The sequence below is a fragment of the Peribacillus sp. 05N428 genome (genome assembly GCF_056397085.1).
On record NZ_JBFTMS010000001.1, the window covers coordinates 176,624 to 193,075 of the forward strand.

At 40.0% G+C, this 16,452-nt stretch carries 15 protein-coding genes, 1 pseudogene and 2 riboswitches; of the genes and pseudogenes, 11 read left to right on the forward strand and 5 right to left on the reverse strand.

Annotated elements, in window-relative coordinates; genetic code table 11:
* The first annotated feature begins 220 nt into the window (after positions 1 to 220).
* From AC1DIV_RS00760 to AC1DIV_RS00805, 10 genes and pseudogenes are all read left to right on the forward strand, one after another.
* On the forward strand, positions 221 to 1,099 hold the full coding sequence (locus tag AC1DIV_RS00760) for a LysR family transcriptional regulator (protein WP_252269780.1): 879 nt from the start codon (positions 221 to 223) through the stop codon (positions 1,097 to 1,099).
* A gap of 238 nt (positions 1,100 to 1,337) precedes the next feature.
* Positions 1,338 to 1,643: pseudogene (locus AC1DIV_RS00765) on the forward strand (transposase); the annotation flags it as partial.
* 214 nt (positions 1,644 to 1,857) lie between these two features.
* Positions 1,858 to 2,343 (forward strand): DUF2975 domain-containing protein, encoded by a 486-nt coding sequence (locus AC1DIV_RS00770; protein WP_323598039.1) that lies wholly within the window; start codon positions 1,858 to 1,860, stop codon positions 2,341 to 2,343.
* 352 nt (positions 2,344 to 2,695) lie between these two features.
* Complete coding sequence (locus AC1DIV_RS00775; protein WP_477575614.1) at positions 2,696 to 4,687, forward strand: alkyl/aryl-sulfatase; 1,992 nt, start codon at positions 2,696 to 2,698, stop codon at positions 4,685 to 4,687.
* A 264-nt stretch (positions 4,688 to 4,951) separates the two neighbouring features.
* On the forward strand, positions 4,952 to 6,190 hold the full coding sequence (locus AC1DIV_RS00780; protein ID WP_048679211.1) for an MFS transporter: 1,239 nt from the start codon (positions 4,952 to 4,954) through the stop codon (positions 6,188 to 6,190).
* 117 nt (positions 6,191 to 6,307) lie between these two features.
* Positions 6,308 to 7,213 (forward strand): LysR family transcriptional regulator, encoded by a 906-nt coding sequence (locus AC1DIV_RS00785; protein ID WP_323598037.1) that lies wholly within the window; start codon positions 6,308 to 6,310, stop codon positions 7,211 to 7,213.
* 169 nt (positions 7,214 to 7,382) lie between these two features.
* Positions 7,383 to 8,555, forward strand: a complete 1,173-nt coding sequence (locus AC1DIV_RS00790) for an acyl-CoA dehydrogenase family protein (RefSeq protein ID WP_340876214.1) — start codon at positions 7,383 to 7,385, stop codon at positions 8,553 to 8,555.
* 27 nt (positions 8,556 to 8,582) lie between these two features.
* Entirely contained in the window at positions 8,583 to 10,157 is a 1,575-nt protein-coding gene (locus AC1DIV_RS00795; protein ID WP_340876216.1) for a class I adenylate-forming enzyme family protein, read from the forward strand.
* Positions 10,158 to 10,565: 408 nt separating this feature from the next.
* Positions 10,566 to 11,993, forward strand: a complete 1,428-nt coding sequence (locus tag AC1DIV_RS00800; protein ID WP_034312526.1) for an alanine/glycine:cation symporter family protein — start codon at positions 10,566 to 10,568, stop codon at positions 11,991 to 11,993.
* A gap of 165 nt (positions 11,994 to 12,158) precedes the next feature.
* Positions 12,159 to 12,371 (forward strand): YozQ family protein, encoded by a 213-nt coding sequence (locus AC1DIV_RS00805; RefSeq protein ID WP_289351859.1) that lies wholly within the window; start codon positions 12,159 to 12,161, stop codon positions 12,369 to 12,371.
* A gap of 101 nt (positions 12,372 to 12,472) precedes the next feature.
* Here AC1DIV_RS00805 and AC1DIV_RS00810 read toward each other — a convergent pair whose 3' ends face one another.
* The 5 genes from AC1DIV_RS00810 to AC1DIV_RS00830 all read right to left on the reverse strand — a co-directional run bounded on the left by AC1DIV_RS00810 (position 12,473) and on the right by AC1DIV_RS00830 (position 15,348).
* Positions 12,473 to 13,318 (reverse strand): energy-coupling factor ABC transporter ATP-binding protein, encoded by an 846-nt coding sequence (locus AC1DIV_RS00810; RefSeq protein WP_340876220.1) that lies wholly within the window; start codon positions 13,316 to 13,318, stop codon positions 12,473 to 12,475.
* Between the two features lie 18 nt (positions 13,319 to 13,336).
* Positions 13,337 to 14,113 (reverse strand): cobalt ECF transporter T component CbiQ, encoded by a 777-nt coding sequence (cbiQ, locus tag AC1DIV_RS00815; protein ID WP_034312519.1) that lies wholly within the window; start codon positions 14,111 to 14,113, stop codon positions 13,337 to 13,339.
* On the reverse strand, positions 14,100 to 14,411 hold the full coding sequence (locus AC1DIV_RS00820) for an energy-coupling factor ABC transporter substrate-binding protein (protein WP_137018444.1): 312 nt from the start codon (positions 14,409 to 14,411) through the stop codon (positions 14,100 to 14,102). Before AC1DIV_RS00820 ends, cbiQ begins: the two co-directional genes overlap by 14 nt.
* A 1-nt stretch (position 14,412) precedes the next feature.
* Positions 14,413 to 15,156 (reverse strand): energy-coupling factor ABC transporter permease, encoded by a 744-nt coding sequence (locus AC1DIV_RS00825; RefSeq protein ID WP_048679235.1) that lies wholly within the window; start codon positions 15,154 to 15,156, stop codon positions 14,413 to 14,415.
* Between the two features lie 63 nt (positions 15,157 to 15,219).
* The gene (locus tag AC1DIV_RS00830; protein ID WP_260088844.1) at positions 15,220 to 15,348 is read right to left on the reverse strand and encodes a hypothetical protein; all 129 of its coding nucleotides are present in this window, start codon (positions 15,346 to 15,348) and stop codon (positions 15,220 to 15,222) included.
* Positions 15,332 to 15,527: riboswitch (cobalamin riboswitch) on the reverse strand. It overlaps the preceding gene by 17 nt.
* Positions 15,528 to 15,728: 201 nt before the next feature.
* A riboswitch (cobalamin riboswitch) is annotated at positions 15,729 to 15,918 on the forward strand.
* A gap of 151 nt (positions 15,919 to 16,069) precedes the next feature.
* Here AC1DIV_RS00830 and AC1DIV_RS00835 point away from each other — a divergent pair.
* Positions 16,070 to 16,438: a (2Fe-2S) ferredoxin domain-containing protein gene (locus tag AC1DIV_RS00835; RefSeq protein ID WP_048678453.1), complete on the forward strand. Its 369-nt coding sequence runs from the start codon at positions 16,070 to 16,072 to the stop codon at positions 16,436 to 16,438.
* Positions 16,439 to 16,452: the final 14 nt, after the last annotated feature.

The following is a 16,452-nucleotide window of genomic DNA, read 5'->3' on the forward strand; positions in this document are numbered from 1 at the left end:
TTAATTCTTATCATTAACATATCAAAGAAAAAGGGCTGGGTAAATTGCAACAAAATCATCGGGTATAACAAAACGTTATACCCAGAAGATTCATCCGTTTTATAAAGAATGCCGCCAATAATTGAATAGCCTTAGAATGTATCTCACTATTTTCATTTCACCATTTACCTAATGATGCTATCATTTTAATAAACTATCTAAAAACATGGAGGTCGTTTTCTTGAAATTGGAAAATCTGAAAATGTTTTGTTTAGTGGTGGATGAAGGAAGTATAAGCCAGGCAGCGAGGTTAAGTTTCCTATCTCAGCCCGCTGTAACACGGCAGATCCATCAACTGGAAAATTATTATAACACTTTGTTATTCGACCGTGAGGAAGGAAGGCTGAGAGTTACAGAAGCAGGAAAGCTGTTATACCCTTTTGCTAAAGCCATAGTAAATGACTTCAACCATTCAAAAGAAGTGATTCAGCAATCGACGGGTAAATACAATGCAAATCTCATTGTAGGGGCTTCCTTGACTATCGGAGAGTATTTGTTGCCTAGCTTGCTTGGGAGATTCAAAAAACAACAGCCAGAAATAAAAGTGACATTGACGATAAAAAATACGCCCCGGGTTTTGGAGGATCTTTCAAACGATGTCATTGATTTGGCCTTGGTGGAAGGACTTGTGGAAAACACAGATTTTATTGTAGACAAGTTCGCCGAAGACGAATTGATATTGGTATGTCCATCCGACCACCCATGGAAAGAAAGAAAAGAAATTCAGCTAGAGGAATTGGGAAATGAAAGGATGATTTGGCGTGAATCCATTTCCGGAACACGGCTTATCGTAGAAAATATGCTAAGGGAGCATGGGATTTTAGAAAAAATTGAAAGCTACATGGAGATTGGCAGTACACAAGCGATAAAAAGTGCGGTTGAAGCTGGACTTGGAATCAGCATTTTGCCAAGGTTGACAGTGGCCAGAGAATTGGAGCAAGGCTTTTTGCGGGAAGTGGATATATACAGAATAAATATGGCAAGAAATTTATGGCTAGTCAGGAAAAACAAGCGTTTTAATAAAATAGGAGTGTCTAAATTTGTTGATTTTCTTCAATAAGGATGGGACGCTGCCTTTGTTCACACTTATAATTGGCAGCATTTTCAGTTTCGTGGTTAACGGCGTAGCCCCGGTAGCAAGCAAAAGTCATGGTAAATTGAATATACCGCATTGATTATAAAAGCTCTTGTCTATCGGGAGGGGAATTTTGAATTTGGTTGTTAAGCCTTCGGTTAGACAAACAAAGGGATTAATGGGCATAATAAAAGATATAATGATGGTTCGGAGATGATATAGCGTGGAGTTAAAGGAAATAAAGAAGCTCGCCGAAGCATTAAATGAAAGCGGTAAACAGCAACTTGTATAATTCTTGCAGTCTCGAACGAAACCGATGTCGGCTCCTATTCGTGCTATTGATGAAATCCAGGTACAAAAGCATAAAGCTAGTCTTGTCTGCCCACATTGCGACAGCCATTTTTTTGTGCGATTTGGTTAATGCGTTATCAAAACAGGAGAGGTGAAACAGTGTTACCGCTGTAAAGCCTGCCATCAAACCTTCAACGACCTCACAAACACACCTCTTCAATGCACCAGAAGACCACATAAATCTAAACGGGCAGTTTTGTTGAACAAGTTGTAAATTTAACATTTTAAAGTAAGAGCATTTCTTTGTAATGAGAAGTGCTTTTTATTTTTGTCAAAATTAAAAAGATATTTCAATAACAATAATAATATAAATAAAAACAATATAAATTTACTGTAATACAATAAATAATATGCTAAAATCATGTTGTCATTAAATAAGTGAGGTGTTTTAAATGAATGTTAAACGAGGTTCAACGACTTTCTTAAAGGTAATTATTTTTCTGGCTGGAATTGCAGTGCTTGCTTTGTGTATCTGGTTGCCTGAGATAGCCGTTAGAGATGCAAGGGTACATCCAGATACGGCTTACTTCCTAATCCCCTTTTTAGTATGTGCATACGGATTCTGTATTGCGTTTTCTGTTGCGTTGTATCAAGCATATAAACTATTAACCTACATCGAAAAGAACAATGCTTTCTCTGAATTATCCCTTAAATCTTTGAAGATTATAAAGAAATGTACTTTTACAGTCATTTTCCTCATTTTGTTAGGAATAGTAAGCTTAAGGGTGCTTGCTAAAGTTACAGGTAGTGATGATGCAGCGGGTCCTACATCATTATGTCTAATGGGTATTTTAGCAACAAGTATCATCGCAGCCATTGTGGACGCACTTCAAAAGCCATTAAAAAATGCCCCAGATATAATGTCAAAAAATAAATGATTAACGGATATGTAAGACTTTGGATTGTCAGCCAGGTTCTTTTTGGAGTACAAAAGCGACGCAGACACTCAATAAAACAGACACAACTAATCTATTTAACTACGGGGACGATAGCTCAATGAACGGCCTTTTCACCAAGGCGGTTTTCTAATGGTCAAATATCAACATTAGAATTTAACATAGCTTTTATATAAATAAAATTGAAGTTACCATTAAAAATAGGAAATATACTTAAAGTCAAATTAATTATAAAATAAATTCATATTATTCTAAAAATTTCTAAAAAATGAGAAAGTTTACTGCTGCAAAATTCGGAATAGATACATGATATCTACTTAGAAAGGGGTATGAAATGTCCAAAATATCTTTTATAAAAGGAATTGTAACCGTTCCCATTGTTTTTGCTTTACTGGCAGGTTCTTCTGTTACAAATGCTGCTTCAGATAAGCCAATGCCGGCAACAGATGCAACAATCTCAGCAAATAAGGCTTTTTATGAACTGTTGAATTTTTCAGACAAGGAAGATTTCAAGAATGCACATAAAGGATTCATTGCGCCTTTGAATATGAATCCCATTAAAAATTCAAAAGGTGACGTGGTATGGGATAGTAATCGATATTCATTCATCAAAGAAGATCAGCCGGCAAGCTTTACTGTAAACCCAAGCTTGTGGAGGCAAGCTCAGTTACAAAATATAACAGGCTTATTTAAAGTGGTGGATGGCGTTTATCAAGTTCGGGGTCAGGATTTATCAGTGCTTACCATTGTGGAAGGAAAAACAGGATTAATAGTTTTGGATACACTTTCTACTATTGAAACAGCCAAAGCAGCCATGGAGCTTTATTTTGAACATCGGCCCAAATACCCAGTAAGTGCAATTGTTATTAGTCACAGTCATGCGGATCATTTTGGTGGTATAAAAGGCATTGCTCAATATGCTGAAAATCCAGCTAAAGTGCCGATTATTGTCCCAGCAGGTTTTAACGAAGAAGCGTTAAGTGAAAACATTCTTTTAGGCAATATAATGTCTCGCCGTGCAGGTTATATGTTTGGAAATCTCTTACCCGCAAATGAAAGGGGATTTGTTACTTCTGGTATTGGCCCTGGATTAAGTAACGGAACTTTTAGCTATTTACCTCCAACAATGGAAGTGAAGGATGATATTCAAACGGTGGAAATAGACGGAATAACATTTAAATTTTTATTGACGCCGGATTCGGAAGCTCCATCTGAAATGCATTATTATATCAATGATTACAAAACTTTAGTGGTAGCGGAAAACACCGGGCACACGTTACACAATATTTATACATTAAGGGGAGCTAAAACCAGAGATACTTTAAAATGGGTGAAAGCACTTGATGAAACAGTTGATCTGTTTGGAAACGAGGATATAGATGCTATGGTTACGGCCCATACATGGCCCATATGGGGAAGGGACAATGTTTTGGAGCAGTTGGAGAGTCAGCGTGATTTGTACAAATATATTCATGACCAAACCATACGATTAGCTAATTTAGGTCTCACACCCGACGAAATCGCGGAAAAGTTAAAGCTTCCTGAAAAGTTGGATAAAGTCTGGGCCAATCGGGGGTATTACGGAACATTGAAACATAACGTAAAGGCGGTTTACAACTTTTACTTAGGATATTTCAACGGTAATCCATCCGACTTGGATCCATTACCACAAGAGGAATCGGGCGCTAAATATGTACAATATATGGGTGGAGAAAAGAAGGTCATTAAACAGGCAAAACTTGATTATAAAAAAGGGGAATATCGCTGGGTGGCTCAAGTCTTAAAGCATGTAGTCATGGCTAACCCCAAAAATACAGAAGCAAAAAATTTACTGGCTAAAGCTTATGAGCAATTAGGATACACAGCAGAATCTTCTGTGTGGCGTAATTTCTATCTTACCGGCGCAGATGAGTTAAGGAACGGCGTGGCGGACTCGAAGGGAAGTGGCGGAATGATGAATCTCGATACGCTGCTCAATATGCCAATGGATGATTTCCTGAAATTCTTGTCCATTAAATTAAACGGAATAAAAGCGGAAAATAAAAATATGGCATTCCATTTAACATTTACAGATTCGAAAACCAATTACACGATCGATCTGAATAATTCTGTTTTAAACTTCAGAAAAGGGAAAATGGCGTCCACCCCTGATGCAACATTAACATTAGATAAAATGACCTTCTATCAGATTGCTCTGGGACGTGAAGATTTATCCAAAATGGAAGCAGCCGGTAAAGTTGCGATTTCCGGTGATAAAAATCAGTTTGAAGATTTCCTGACTTTGCTGGATCAATTCCAACCAAAGGTTAATATCGTAACTCCGTGATAATCAACCACTTCATATTCTGAAACCAGGATGGATCGGTTACCCACGAGTCTACTTAGCAGTCTCGTGGGTTTGAATGTATTAATTATTCCTGTAGGCATCCTGTTTCGTTTTTATTTTTTTATAAAACGCTCCTAATAGTTACAGAACAAAAGTCAATAACCGTAAAAAGAAAATTTCAAGTTTTGTAATTCGAAAGGAATTGTAAGCGCTTCCTATGCGATTGAGGTTTTGTGAAAATATGAAAAAATGGAGTGATGGGGAATGCAGTTATATGCAAGTAATAAACGAAAAATAATGATTAGCGGCCTTTTATTTGTTGGAATGATTTTAAGTTTTTTTGATCGCGTTGCCATAAATGTCGGGATTATTCCTATTGCAGAAGAGTTTCATCTCACTACATCCCAGACAGGTATTTTAATTAGTATATTTTTTGTTAGCTACTCACTCATGCAACCGCTTGGTGGATGGATGACCGATAAGTATGGCGCCAGGGTCATGGTTACTGTTTCTTTGTTTAGTTGGTCCTTGTTCACTGTAATGACTGGGTTTGCTTGGTCATTTATGTCTTTATTATTCATCCGTTTTCTGTTCGGGTTAGGTGAAGGGCCTTTCTATCCTGCCAGTATGTCCACTATAAGAGATAACTTCCCGGAAGAAGAACGGGGCCGGGCAAATTCGTTTTTCCTGTCTGCCCAAAATATTGGCGGGATATTAGGTACTGCACTTGCTGCTTCCATGGTGGTGGCATTCGGTTGGCGGGGCATGTTTACCATTGCCGGAATTCTAGGGATATTGGCTTCTTTCGGAATTTGGTTCATTCTCAAGCCTCAAGGAAATCAAGAGGTTAAAAAAGACAAACCGAAACAAAAAAAGGTTGCTCTGAAACTGTTATTTAAAATCGAAAATATTTGGAAACTCATAACATTCAAGTTTATATCAAATATTATCAACTATGGTTTGATCACTTGGATGCCTATATATTTGGTTAAAGAAAAAGGAGTGGATTTAATAGCCGCCGGAGGTTTATTGGCAATCCCTTATATTTTTGGTTTCTTGATGTTTAATGTAAGCGGGTGGCTTCTGGATAAACATATGGCTAACCGGGAGAAGTATCTTGCCGCTGCAGGCGCTTTATTATCGGCAATTTTTCTCTTTTTAATGTCTAACGCCACGTCTATAGGACTTATCATCACGTATCTCACCCTCAACTCCGTAGCACTGTCTTTCTTTGGAACCGTTCTATATACGATCATCATAAAATACTCACCAAAGGAACTAACGGGCTCTGCCTCCGGACTCGTAACTTTCGCCGGTCAAATTGCAGGTGCGGTATCTCCTTTAGCCCTCGGTTTGATTATCAGTCTGTTTAATGACTCCTATAATGCCGCTTTCCTGTTTTTGGTGATAATAGCGTTATTGGGAACGATTGTTGCCGTATCTATTAAAAATAATCAGGCACAACCCGCTAAAGAATACGAAAAAACATCTACCATTGTTTAAAACTGGATTCTGCTTTTGAGAATACAGCTTGAGGTGTTCTGATTCCACTTCTCTAAAATTGAAAGGGCTTTCTGTTCGAGGTATGATAGTAGTATTAGGCTAGAAGGAGAATAAACCATGAATATTGAACAATTGGAATATATCATCAAGGTAGCCGAGGTTAACTCGATTTCCACGGCATCAGAAAGCCTCCATATCTCTCAATCTGGAATCAGTATGGCCATTACGAGTTTGGAGAAGGAATTAGGTATAAAAATCTTCAAGCGGTCAAGGTTAGGAACCATACCTACAGAAGACGGAAAGGAAATCATCCAGAAAGCTCTTGAAGTATTAAGCAAATTGGAAGAAATAAGAGACAGTGCCCAAATACATTCAGATACGATGGAAAAAGAGTTGCGCCTTTCATCAACACAAGGTTTATTTCTAACGGTTTTGCCTAAATCCTTGGCCTTATTTAAGAAGAAGTATCCCGAGGTGAAAATTGTCATTGAAGAAAAAGGGGGACAAGAGATAACCGAAGAAGTACGGAATGGTAAGATAGACATCGGGCTATTGAATATCCCAAAGGTTAAACCCAAAGAAATTGAGTTGGAATTCCAACCTTTGATGGAAGCAAAAGTGATTGTGATGGTCAGTAAGAACTCCCCTTTAGTGAACCGTAAAAGCATAACCCCACAAGAGCTGATGGACCAAAATTTGGTCATTTACAATGGACCAAGAATGAAGTCGTTCATTAAAGTTTTTTTTGATCATTACGGTGAGATGAATATTTTGTTTTTCACAAATAATACAGAGATCATCAAAAAAACCGTCGCTGAGGGGTTAGCGATTGCCTTTTCTTATGATATTGGAGTTAACAGCGACCCCTATTTCCTAAGCGGGGAACTTGTGGCCATTCCTTTGGTGGAGCTGGAAAATAGTACAATGGAATTCGGTTACGTTCGCTCTAAGAAACAGTATTTTTCAAAAGCTGCCAGGGAGTTTATTAAATGTCTCGAATTTTACACCACTCTTAAATATTAGTTTCCTATGATGATAGGGAACTAATATTTTTTTTGTTTACATCAATTTTTTTTATATTTACATCATATATCCTTATTTTACTTAAATATTATTTACATTTAAAATTAATTTTATAACATTTAAAATATTTAAAAAGTAAGACGAAAATAAAAAGCGAAAGGGGAAACTTATGGTTACGACCCAGGAAGAGAAATTAGAGGTACTTCAAATAAAGTTGCAGGATTTCATCCAAAATGAACTGCTTCCATATGAACAGGAGCATGGCTTGAATGCTGAAGAGGATATTCCGATGGAAGCCATAAAATGGGCAAGGAAACGATCCAGGGAATTGGGCTTTTACGGAATTAACCTCCCTGAAAAATATGGTGGACAAGATGTAAGCTTAAAAGGATTATGCATGTTCAAGGAAGAATTGGCACGTTCCGGAGCGGTTTTATGGGGGCAGGTTATAGGGGAGATTGGCGGGCCGCTAAGAATTGGTCAGATGTTGGAAAGTTTTACACCGAAGCAAATAGAAAAATATGTGATGCCCGTTGTGACGGGAGAAGTGAGTTGCTGCTTTGCCCTTACAGAACCAAATGCCGGATCCGATGCCTTCGCTATCGAAACAACAGCCGTTAAAGACGGCAATGATTATATATTAAACGGAAAAAAACATTTTATCAGTGCTGCCCCCTATGCTGATTTCGCCATTGTCATAGCGAAAGAAATCCGGAAAGGAGAAAAAGAAAGGATCACTGCTTTCCTAGTTGATAAAAAAACACCCCAACAGCCGGGGTTTGAACTAGGAGACATCCAAGTTCCCCTATCAGGAGAGCGCATACATGCTGAATTGAATTTCAATCAATGTCGGGTACCTGCCGCCAATATAATCGGTGAACCAGGAAAAGGATTGCTGCTCGGATTAAAAAGAATAAACACAAATCGCGCATCCCATGCCGCCGGCTTCATCGGAATGGCTCAACACCTACTCGATTTATCTATTGAACATGCTAAAACGAGAGTCCAGCATGGCCGGCCCATCGGTGACTTCCAGGCAATTCAGCATATGCTCGCAGAAATGGCGACGGAAATCTATGCAGCAAAGTGCATGGTCTATGATGTGGTTGATAAAATTGATCAAGGAAAAGAGGATCGGGCCGGTACGTCCATGGCCAAGCTGTTTGCTTCAGAGGTAAATAGCCGTGTGGCTGACAAGGCCATCCAAATCTTTGGCTCCAAAGGCTTGGCAAAAGGGCATCCAGTAGAAAAAATGTACAGGAGTGCAAGGATGTATCGGATTCTGAGCGGAACCTCAGAGATTCAAAAAAATACAATTGCCAAAGCACTATTAAAAGGGTGAAAACCTTTTCGGGGGAGGAAAAAATACATGCTGCATAAGTTGACATTTCAGTCACTGATGAATAAAGGAATGAAACGATTCGGCGACCTGCCGGCTATTACCTTGTTGCCAAACGGAGAAACGATAACCTACGACGAGTTATGGAAGAAAACAGAACTTATCACTTCTTATTTACTGCGTTTAGGTGCAGGAAGGGGCGTCCGCATAGCGACCATCATTCCAAACAGTTTGGAAAGTGTGATGTTTGGTTTGGCCGTCCAGCAATGCGGGGCTACCTTGGTGCCATTAAGTGAAAAACTCGGAAAACGAGAAATACAATTCATTTTAAAGGAAGCAAAACCAGAAGTGGTCATAATTGCTACACAGACACACTTTGACACCTTCTTAGAGTATTTGGAAGAAATAAAGAAGGAGGATGTCCATGTTATTGGGCTCCCTGGCTTTAATAGTAATTATCCGGAGGAGTTTGAACTGTTTAAATGGCCTGGTGAAATAAATAATTTAGACTTGCCAATAGCTGAAGAAGATGACATTGCCCTTCTGTCCTATACAGGCGGGACGACGGGTACACCCAAAGGCGTCATGCATTCCCAGAAGGGACTCGGCGCCGCGATACTTTCTGCAGCTATCGAAGACCCGCTGGACGACCGTGACCGGGTATTGCTAAGTACGCCCATTGTGCATTCAGCCGGTTCACTACTTTGGAGATCCCTTGTTTCGGGCGTCCATGTTTATGTGATGGGCTCATTCGACGCTGCAGCATTCATACAGGCGATAAAGGAACACAAAATTACGACGACATTCATGGTACCGACCATGTTATACAGGCTTCTTGATCAGACCAAGAAGATGGAATATGATATGAGCTCCATGCGCAATATCTTCTACGGTGCGTCACCTATTTCACAGAAGCGCCTAAAAGAAGCTTTTGAAGTATTCGGGCCTATCATGCGCCAGCAATACGGCATGACAGAATGTAATATTGTCATTTCAAGACTATCGAAGAGCGCTCATGTATGGGCTTATCATAATAATCCGGAAGTTTTGAAAAGCTGTGGAAAACCGTGCATTCTTACCGAAGTTCGACTGATTGATGAGAATGGAAATGATGTAAAACCAACCGAGTTTGGAGAAATCATCGTAAAGTCACCAGCCATGATGGTTGGATATTATCAAAGACCGGATCTTACCCGTGAATACATCCGTGATGGCTGGTTCTACACGGGGGATATTGGTAAATGGGATGAAAGCGGTTACCTTTATATTGTAGACAGGAAGAAAGATATGATCATTACAGGCGGGATGAACGTATATTCTTCAGAAGTGGAGCGAGTGGTGAACCAGCACCCTTCTGTTGCATTGAGCGCATGCATTGGCGTTCCCCATCCAGATTGGGGAGAAGTAGTGTGTGTCGTGATAGCATTGCATGAAGGATTGAGCTGTACTAGTGAGGAATTAATTGATTTCTGCAAACAACGGACCTCTAAGTATATGGTTCCTAAAATTGCCTATTTTCTTGATAAGTTCCCATTAACGCCTATTGGAAAAATAGATAAAAAAGAATTAAGAAAGATGTTTTCACAAGGTATTCTAACCATTTAGCAAAATTGAGACTTATAGCAAATATAAGATAGAGCAGAGGAATGCAAATAAGCCTCGCACGTTTACCTGGAATCAGGACGTGTGAGGCTTTTATGTGCTATATCCAAGATGTGTTTGGAATATGAGTATAATTAACGTTGCAGTGAACGTTAAATGAAGTGAGGAAGTATGAGTATTATCTATAGGAAATGATACTGATATATTTTATTTTTCGATTGATTCCACCAATTCATGAATGAAAAAAATGAAGTGTTAGGATATAATATATTATTGTATTGGAGATTCATTGTGGAATTTCCTTTTTTTTACGGGCTTCTTTTGTTTATCTTCTCGATGCACGGGGAAATAAATTATAGTTGTATATGTTTTTATAATAATAATCAGAGTTAAGTAGAGGGGTTTGTTTTAATGGAATTCTTAGAAAAATTTATTAGTGAGGCTAATGGTGTGTTATGGTCTTCCATATTGATCATCATGTTGGTTGGATTGGGTCTTTATTTTAGCATCCGCACGAAGTTTGTCCAATTCAGAATGGTAGGGGAAATGTTCAGGCTTTTGGGAGAAGGGGCCACTGCGGATAAAAAAGGTGTAACATCCTTTCAGGCATTTTGCATAAGCACGGCATCGCGGGTAGGAACGGGTAACCTTGCGGGTGTTGCCATCGCGATCACGACGGGCGGACCTGGAGCCGTTTTCTGGATGTGGTTAATAGCATTGATCGGATCTGCTTCCGCATTCATTGAAAGTACACTTGCTCAAATCTATAAAGTCAAGGATGGGGATGCATTCCGCGGCGGTCCTGCTTATTATATGGAAAAGGCATTGAATGCCCGTTGGATGGGAATCACTTTCGCTGTGTTGATTTCGCTTACATTTGGATTGGCTTTCAACTCGGTACAAGCCAATACGATTACAAGCGCATTCAATGAATCGTTTGGGATTGAAAAGTGGGTTACGGCAATCATCTTGGCTATGGTCACGGCTGTCATCATTTTTGGCGGGATCAAAATGGTTGCAAAAGTCTCTGAAGTCATCGTTCCGATCATGGCAGGAGCCTATGTAATAGTGGCGTTGATTATCATCATCATGAACATTACCGAGTTACCTGGTGTTTTTGCTTTGATCTTTGAAAGTGCATTCGATGGAATAAAAGAAGTGGCTGGCGGAGTACTGGGAGCTGCCATGATGCAGGGAATCAAGCGCGGCCTATTTTCAAATGAAGCCGGGATGGGTAGTGCACCAAATGCTGGTGCGACGGCTGATGTCAGTCATCCCGTCAAACAAGGGCTCATTCAGTCTCTAGGTGTTTTTGTCGATACGCTCATCATTTGCAGCTCGACAGCCTTCATCATTTTGTTTTCCGGTCTTTATACATCGAAGGAAACGGACGGTATCGTCCTTACCCAAAATGCCCTCGGAACGGCATTGGGATCTTGGGCAGGAATTTTCCTTGCCATTATCGTACTTTTATTCGCCTTTAGTTCCATTGTGGGCAACTATTATTATGGAGAGTCGAACATCGGCTTCATCAATGAAAATAAGGTTTGGCTGAATGTCTATCGTGTCGCAGTCGTAGGGATGGTGATATTCGGTTCGCTTGCCTCACTGGATTTTGTTTGGGGACTGGCTGACTTGCTTATGGCCCTTATGGCCATTATCAACCTGATTGCCATAGCATTGCTAGGGAAAATTGCTTTTGCTGCATTGGCGGATTATCAAAAGCAAAAGAAAAGTGGGAAAAATCCAGTTTTCCATGTGAACAATATTAAAGGTTTGAAGAATGTGGAATGTTGGGGTGACCCATCCGATAATGTGGATGTGAAGAAGGAAGCCTAAATTCTCATTAAGCTTACAAGTAAGTCCTTGAAAGGGGTTTTTACTTGTAAGCTTTTTTGTCTTTTCCCTCCTTTTTTCATCATTATTGAATATTGCTTCGTTTTTTACACAAAATACCTTTGTCTTTAATACTGCAATGATAATTTAAAAACTAGGAGTGAAAAAATGGATAGCAAGCAATCAAAAAATGAATCTTCAGAAGTTGCCGGGAGAATATATGATGTCAGCGATTATAAACGGGAAGACCCTTTATCTTCTGGACTGGCTCGAACCCACGAACAAGTCTCGGATACTTATGTGGAAGGCGAGATAAAGGCAGTCATTGATGATGTAAATGGAAGAGATATTGAGATTACAAAAGAAAAGGAAGAAAAGTAATACTGGGATTTTTGTTTTAGGAAGGATTATCGCCCGCTATTTTTAAGATATATCGGTTAGATCCCCTAGCTTCAGGAAAGCAGAAGCTAGGGGATAATTAATTAATAAATCTTTTCTGTCTCCAAATTTTGAAGCAATTCTTCCTTCGTTCTTGGGAAAAGGTCCCTTTCTGCAAGATTCCTTGATTGAAGAAGGGCTTGAAACATTTCAAAAACCCACGGTTTCTCCAGATGTGCCTGCAGCAAAACGTCTTCATCATGGAAAACGGAAACAGGGTCCCCATGATATATGACCTTACCATCGTTCATGACCACGACCTCATCAGCCCATTGGTAAGCTAAATTAACATCATGAGTTGAGAGGATTATCGTTTTGTCAGGGTGGTGAATACTGTCCAGCAGATTCATGATCTGTCTTGAGAAATAAGGATCCAATCCAGCGGTAGGCTCGTCCAGGAGCCAGACATCGGGTTCCATGGCAAGTACCCCTGCGATGGCGACCCGTTTTTTTTGCCCAAGGCTCAAAAAATGGGTAGGTCTATCTTTTAGTTCGGTTACTTCCGTTTCAGCCATTGCCCAATTTACTTTCTCCTGGACTGCAATTCTATCCCATCCTAAATTCATTGGTCCAAACGATATATCCTGTTGTACATTAGCGGAAAAGAGCTGAGAGTCGGGATCTTGAAAAACGATACCGACTTGCTTTCGTAATGATAATAATGCTTTCCGGTCATATTTTATTTTCTTGCCCTTAAATCTGATCTTTCCTGCAGTAGGTTGTAATAGACCATTTAAATGGAGGAATAAAGTCGATTTGCCAGCACCATTATTTCCTAATAATGCAATTTTTTTACCTTGTTGGATCGTTAGCGAAAGTCCTTTTAAAGCGAAGGTTCCATCTGCGAATTGATGGGTGAGGCCTTCTATATGAAAAATATGCTCGTCCATTGTTGGGTTGCCTCCAATTTACAAATATCCATTAATAAGGATTAAGCTTCCTAGTATGACAATCGCGATCAGCCAATTGCGTGAGGAATAGGTGTAAGTATCCTCGATATAGGAAAGGTTCTCCTGATAGCCTCTTGCGTTCATGGCCATCGTCAACTGTCCAGAGCGCTGCAATACTCCTAAAAATAATGATGAAATTAGTAATCCGAGAGATCGAATGCCTTTCCTAAATGAACCATACCCCAGCCGTGAAGCTTGTGATTGGTGAATGGCCAGAGCCGTATCTAAAAAAATAAAGATGAATCGATAGGTCAATTCTATTAAATCGACCAATAACGAAGGCACTTTAAGTTTTCGCAGCACGGATAGGATGACGGTAATGGGTGTAGTTAAGGTAAGGAAATATAAACAGCTGATGCTGCAGAATACGACAGTGATCAAATTGGCCACCGTACCAAAGCTGTCATCGCTGATGAATATTTGCCAATTCCCGATCTTCCAGGACCACCATATATTCGAAATCGAAGTGAATTTACTAGTGAAAGAAAAAAGGATGGTAATGGTTCCTGATAGTATAAAAAATCCTGGTAATAGGAGTAATTTAAGATAATAAGAAAGCGGGATTTTTGCCGCGAAAATGATTAAAGCGCTCATCACCGTAAAAGTGATGAGCGAAACGGCCATATCCCTTACCGTTAACGAAAACAGCAAAAGGGAGAGTGCAAAAACCATCTTTTCCAACGGATGTACATCCTTTAGCCCATTGAAATAGGCATATTTATCAATGAGTAACATGCTTCGATTTTTCGGCCAATTCTTGTTTGGTTTGCTTATTCCTTTGTCTCATCACACCAATAAAGTATCCAATGAAACCGGCTCCGATTGCAGCTTGAAGCGCAAATAATAAGCTTTCGGTTTCTGCACCTGGCGGCTCCCAAATACTGTTGAACCATGGCTTGTATTCCGGATGGATCTTAGTGATGGCTTCCTCAGCTTCGCCATCGGCACCGCCAAATTCCGTTCCTTGTTGGGTGATCAACGGTATGGTAGCAAGAATGACGACCAGGAAAAGCAGCAGTAAACTTTTTTTCATATTAACGGGCCTCCTTAGATAAAACTCGCAGCAATTTCAATTCGCCTAGATTGTATTTTTTCAAGAAATTCATCACGACGACTGTCAATAACCCCTCACTGATCGCTAAGGGAATTTGGGTCAGGGCAAAAATCCCTGCAAATTTACTGAAAGAGGCCATGAATCCTCCAACCTCGGAAGGGAAAGCAAGAGCAAGTTGAACGGAAGTTACTACATAGGTGCCCAAATCCCCAAAAGCAGCTGCCAAGAATACGGCAAGTGAAAAAGACCACCCCAATTTAGTTGCGCCCTTGAAGACAAAGTAAGCAATGAACGGTCCGCAAACGGCCATGGAGAATGCATTGGCCCCTAATGTTGTCAATCCTCCGTGTGCCAGTAAAACAGCTTGAAATAACAGAACGATGGAGCCGACGACACTCATGGCCAATGGTCCGAATAGTATGGAACCTAAACCAACTCCGGTAGGGTGCGAAGAACTTCCCGTAACGGAAGGAATCTTTAGGGCCGATAATATAAATACAAATGCGCCCGATAGGCCTAGTATCATTTTTGTTTCTGGGTTTTCCCTTACTTTGGACCTAATGGACCGGTACCCCAAGATTAAAAATGGAAGCGACACGGCCCACCAGAATATAGCCCATTCTATGGGTAAAAAGCCCTCCATGATATGCATGGCCAATGCCCGTTTCGGGACAAAAAGCAGTAAAATGACAAAATAAATAATTTTCCAATTGGTTCTTTTCATTCTTTCTCCTTTCAACACTTTTAATTGTTCTGATCAATCTTGAGAAGAAAAGCGGCGCCCAAACTAAAAAGCACTTCTCTCAAAGGAAAGAAGTGCGTAATGAACAGGAATTTTGCAGCATGAACCAACCTTGGGCCATTCTGCCTGATCCGCACGCCCATCCTCGTAGGCTGAAACAGTTTCACGCTTCATGGCAGGTCTCCTGGCTTTGGTTCATCATCCCATTACATCCTTCCCATCTCATTTGACAGTGGATTAAAGTTAAAGTAATGGAACTTCCCTTTACAGTGGCGGGACCGCTCCGGATTTTCACCGGCTTCCCTTTTAAGCTGAATTCCGAGAAATTCAACACCATGAAACTTATGTAATTATTTAGAAAATTCTCGTATAGTGTACCATAAAGAAATAATTCCAGCTACACTATCTTTTTTTTTTGGTCGAAGTTTGTTGCGAGGAAAGGATTGTAACTGGTTTTACACGTTTAAACTTTTCTAAACAGTCGGAATAAACTATTGAATTTTGACAAAGTTGTTATATGATAGATTAAGTTAGTTGGAAATGTATAATAAAACCAAATATTTCATTTTAAAAGTGCCCTTGTGTGAATAAGCAAGGGATAATAGGGAAATCGGTGAAAATCCGATGCAGCCCCCGCTACTGTAAACGCTGATGAAATTGTCGATAGCCACTGGCATGATGCCGGGAAGGGACAAAGTAAAATGAAGCGTAAGCCAGGAAACCTGCTTTTAAAATTGCATGATACTTTTCGGAGGGAAAGGTAGAAGGACTATGACGATTTTGGGAGGGTTTGGCAAGCTTGCCTTTGGCTCCTCATTCATATAGTTTTTTTAAACCTTGACTCTTATGTTAAGGTTTTTTATTTTGCCTTTTCCCTGAACTCAGGAGGAAGAAAATGACTACTTGGAACTTGACGGGTACAAATACGCATCTGTTGATTTGTAATGGGAGCAGCTGCATGAAAAAGGGCGGGGAAGAAGTAACCCAAGCGATTCGCGATGAAATTGCTTCAAAAGGACTGGATCTGAAAATCCATACAACGAGGACACGCTGTAACGGGAGATGTAAGGATGCCTGCGTAGTGATTGCCTATCCCCAAGGAAACTGGTATCGAGTGGAAACGCCTGATTTCGGTCGGCAGATCGTCAGTAATATCGATGATGGTGAGTTTGTTCCACAGATGATCTATCAATACAAAGACGGGGAAATGACCCCTAATCCAGATTTTCCTGCTCATACGGGTATTTCAAAGAACAAAGCGTAAAAGGAGATGTCTTA

Bases quoted from the DNA above. Each gene is read 5' to 3' on its own strand.
- AC1DIV_RS00780 (WP_048679211.1), top strand. From the start codon at position 4,952: ATGCAGTTATATGCAAGTAATAAACGAAAAATAATGATTAGCGGCCTT.
- AC1DIV_RS00775 (WP_477575614.1), top strand. From the start codon at position 2,696: ATGTCCAAAATATCTTTTATAAAAGGAATTGTAACCGTTCCCATTGTT.
- AC1DIV_RS00830 (WP_260088844.1), bottom strand. From the start codon at position 15,348: ATGAAGCGTGAAACTGTTTCAGCCTACGAGGATGGGCGTGCGGATCAG.
- AC1DIV_RS00800 (WP_034312526.1), top strand. From the start codon at position 10,566: ATGGAATTCTTAGAAAAATTTATTAGTGAGGCTAATGGTGTGTTATGG.
- AC1DIV_RS00790 (WP_340876214.1), top strand. From the start codon at position 7,383: ATGGTTACGACCCAGGAAGAGAAATTAGAGGTACTTCAAATAAAGTTG.
- AC1DIV_RS00785 (WP_323598037.1), top strand. From the start codon at position 6,308: ATGAATATTGAACAATTGGAATATATCATCAAGGTAGCCGAGGTTAAC.
- cbiQ (WP_034312519.1), bottom strand. From the start codon at position 14,113: ATGTTACTCATTGATAAATATGCCTATTTCAATGGGCTAAAGGATGTA.
- AC1DIV_RS00835 (WP_048678453.1), top strand. From the start codon at position 16,070: ATGACTACTTGGAACTTGACGGGTACAAATACGCATCTGTTGATTTGT.
- AC1DIV_RS00795 (WP_340876216.1), top strand. From the start codon at position 8,583: ATGCTGCATAAGTTGACATTTCAGTCACTGATGAATAAAGGAATGAAA.
- AC1DIV_RS00810 (WP_340876220.1), bottom strand. From the start codon at position 13,318: ATGGACGAGCATATTTTTCATATAGAAGGCCTCACCCATCAATTCGCA.
- AC1DIV_RS00825 (WP_048679235.1), bottom strand. From the start codon at position 15,156: ATGAAAAGAACCAATTGGAAAATTATTTATTTTGTCATTTTACTGCTT.
- AC1DIV_RS00805 (WP_289351859.1), top strand. From the start codon at position 12,159: ATGGATAGCAAGCAATCAAAAAATGAATCTTCAGAAGTTGCCGGGAGA.
- AC1DIV_RS00770 (WP_323598039.1), top strand. From the start codon at position 1,858: ATGAATGTTAAACGAGGTTCAACGACTTTCTTAAAGGTAATTATTTTT.
- AC1DIV_RS00820 (WP_137018444.1), bottom strand. From the start codon at position 14,411: ATGAAAAAAAGTTTACTGCTGCTTTTCCTGGTCGTCATTCTTGCTACC.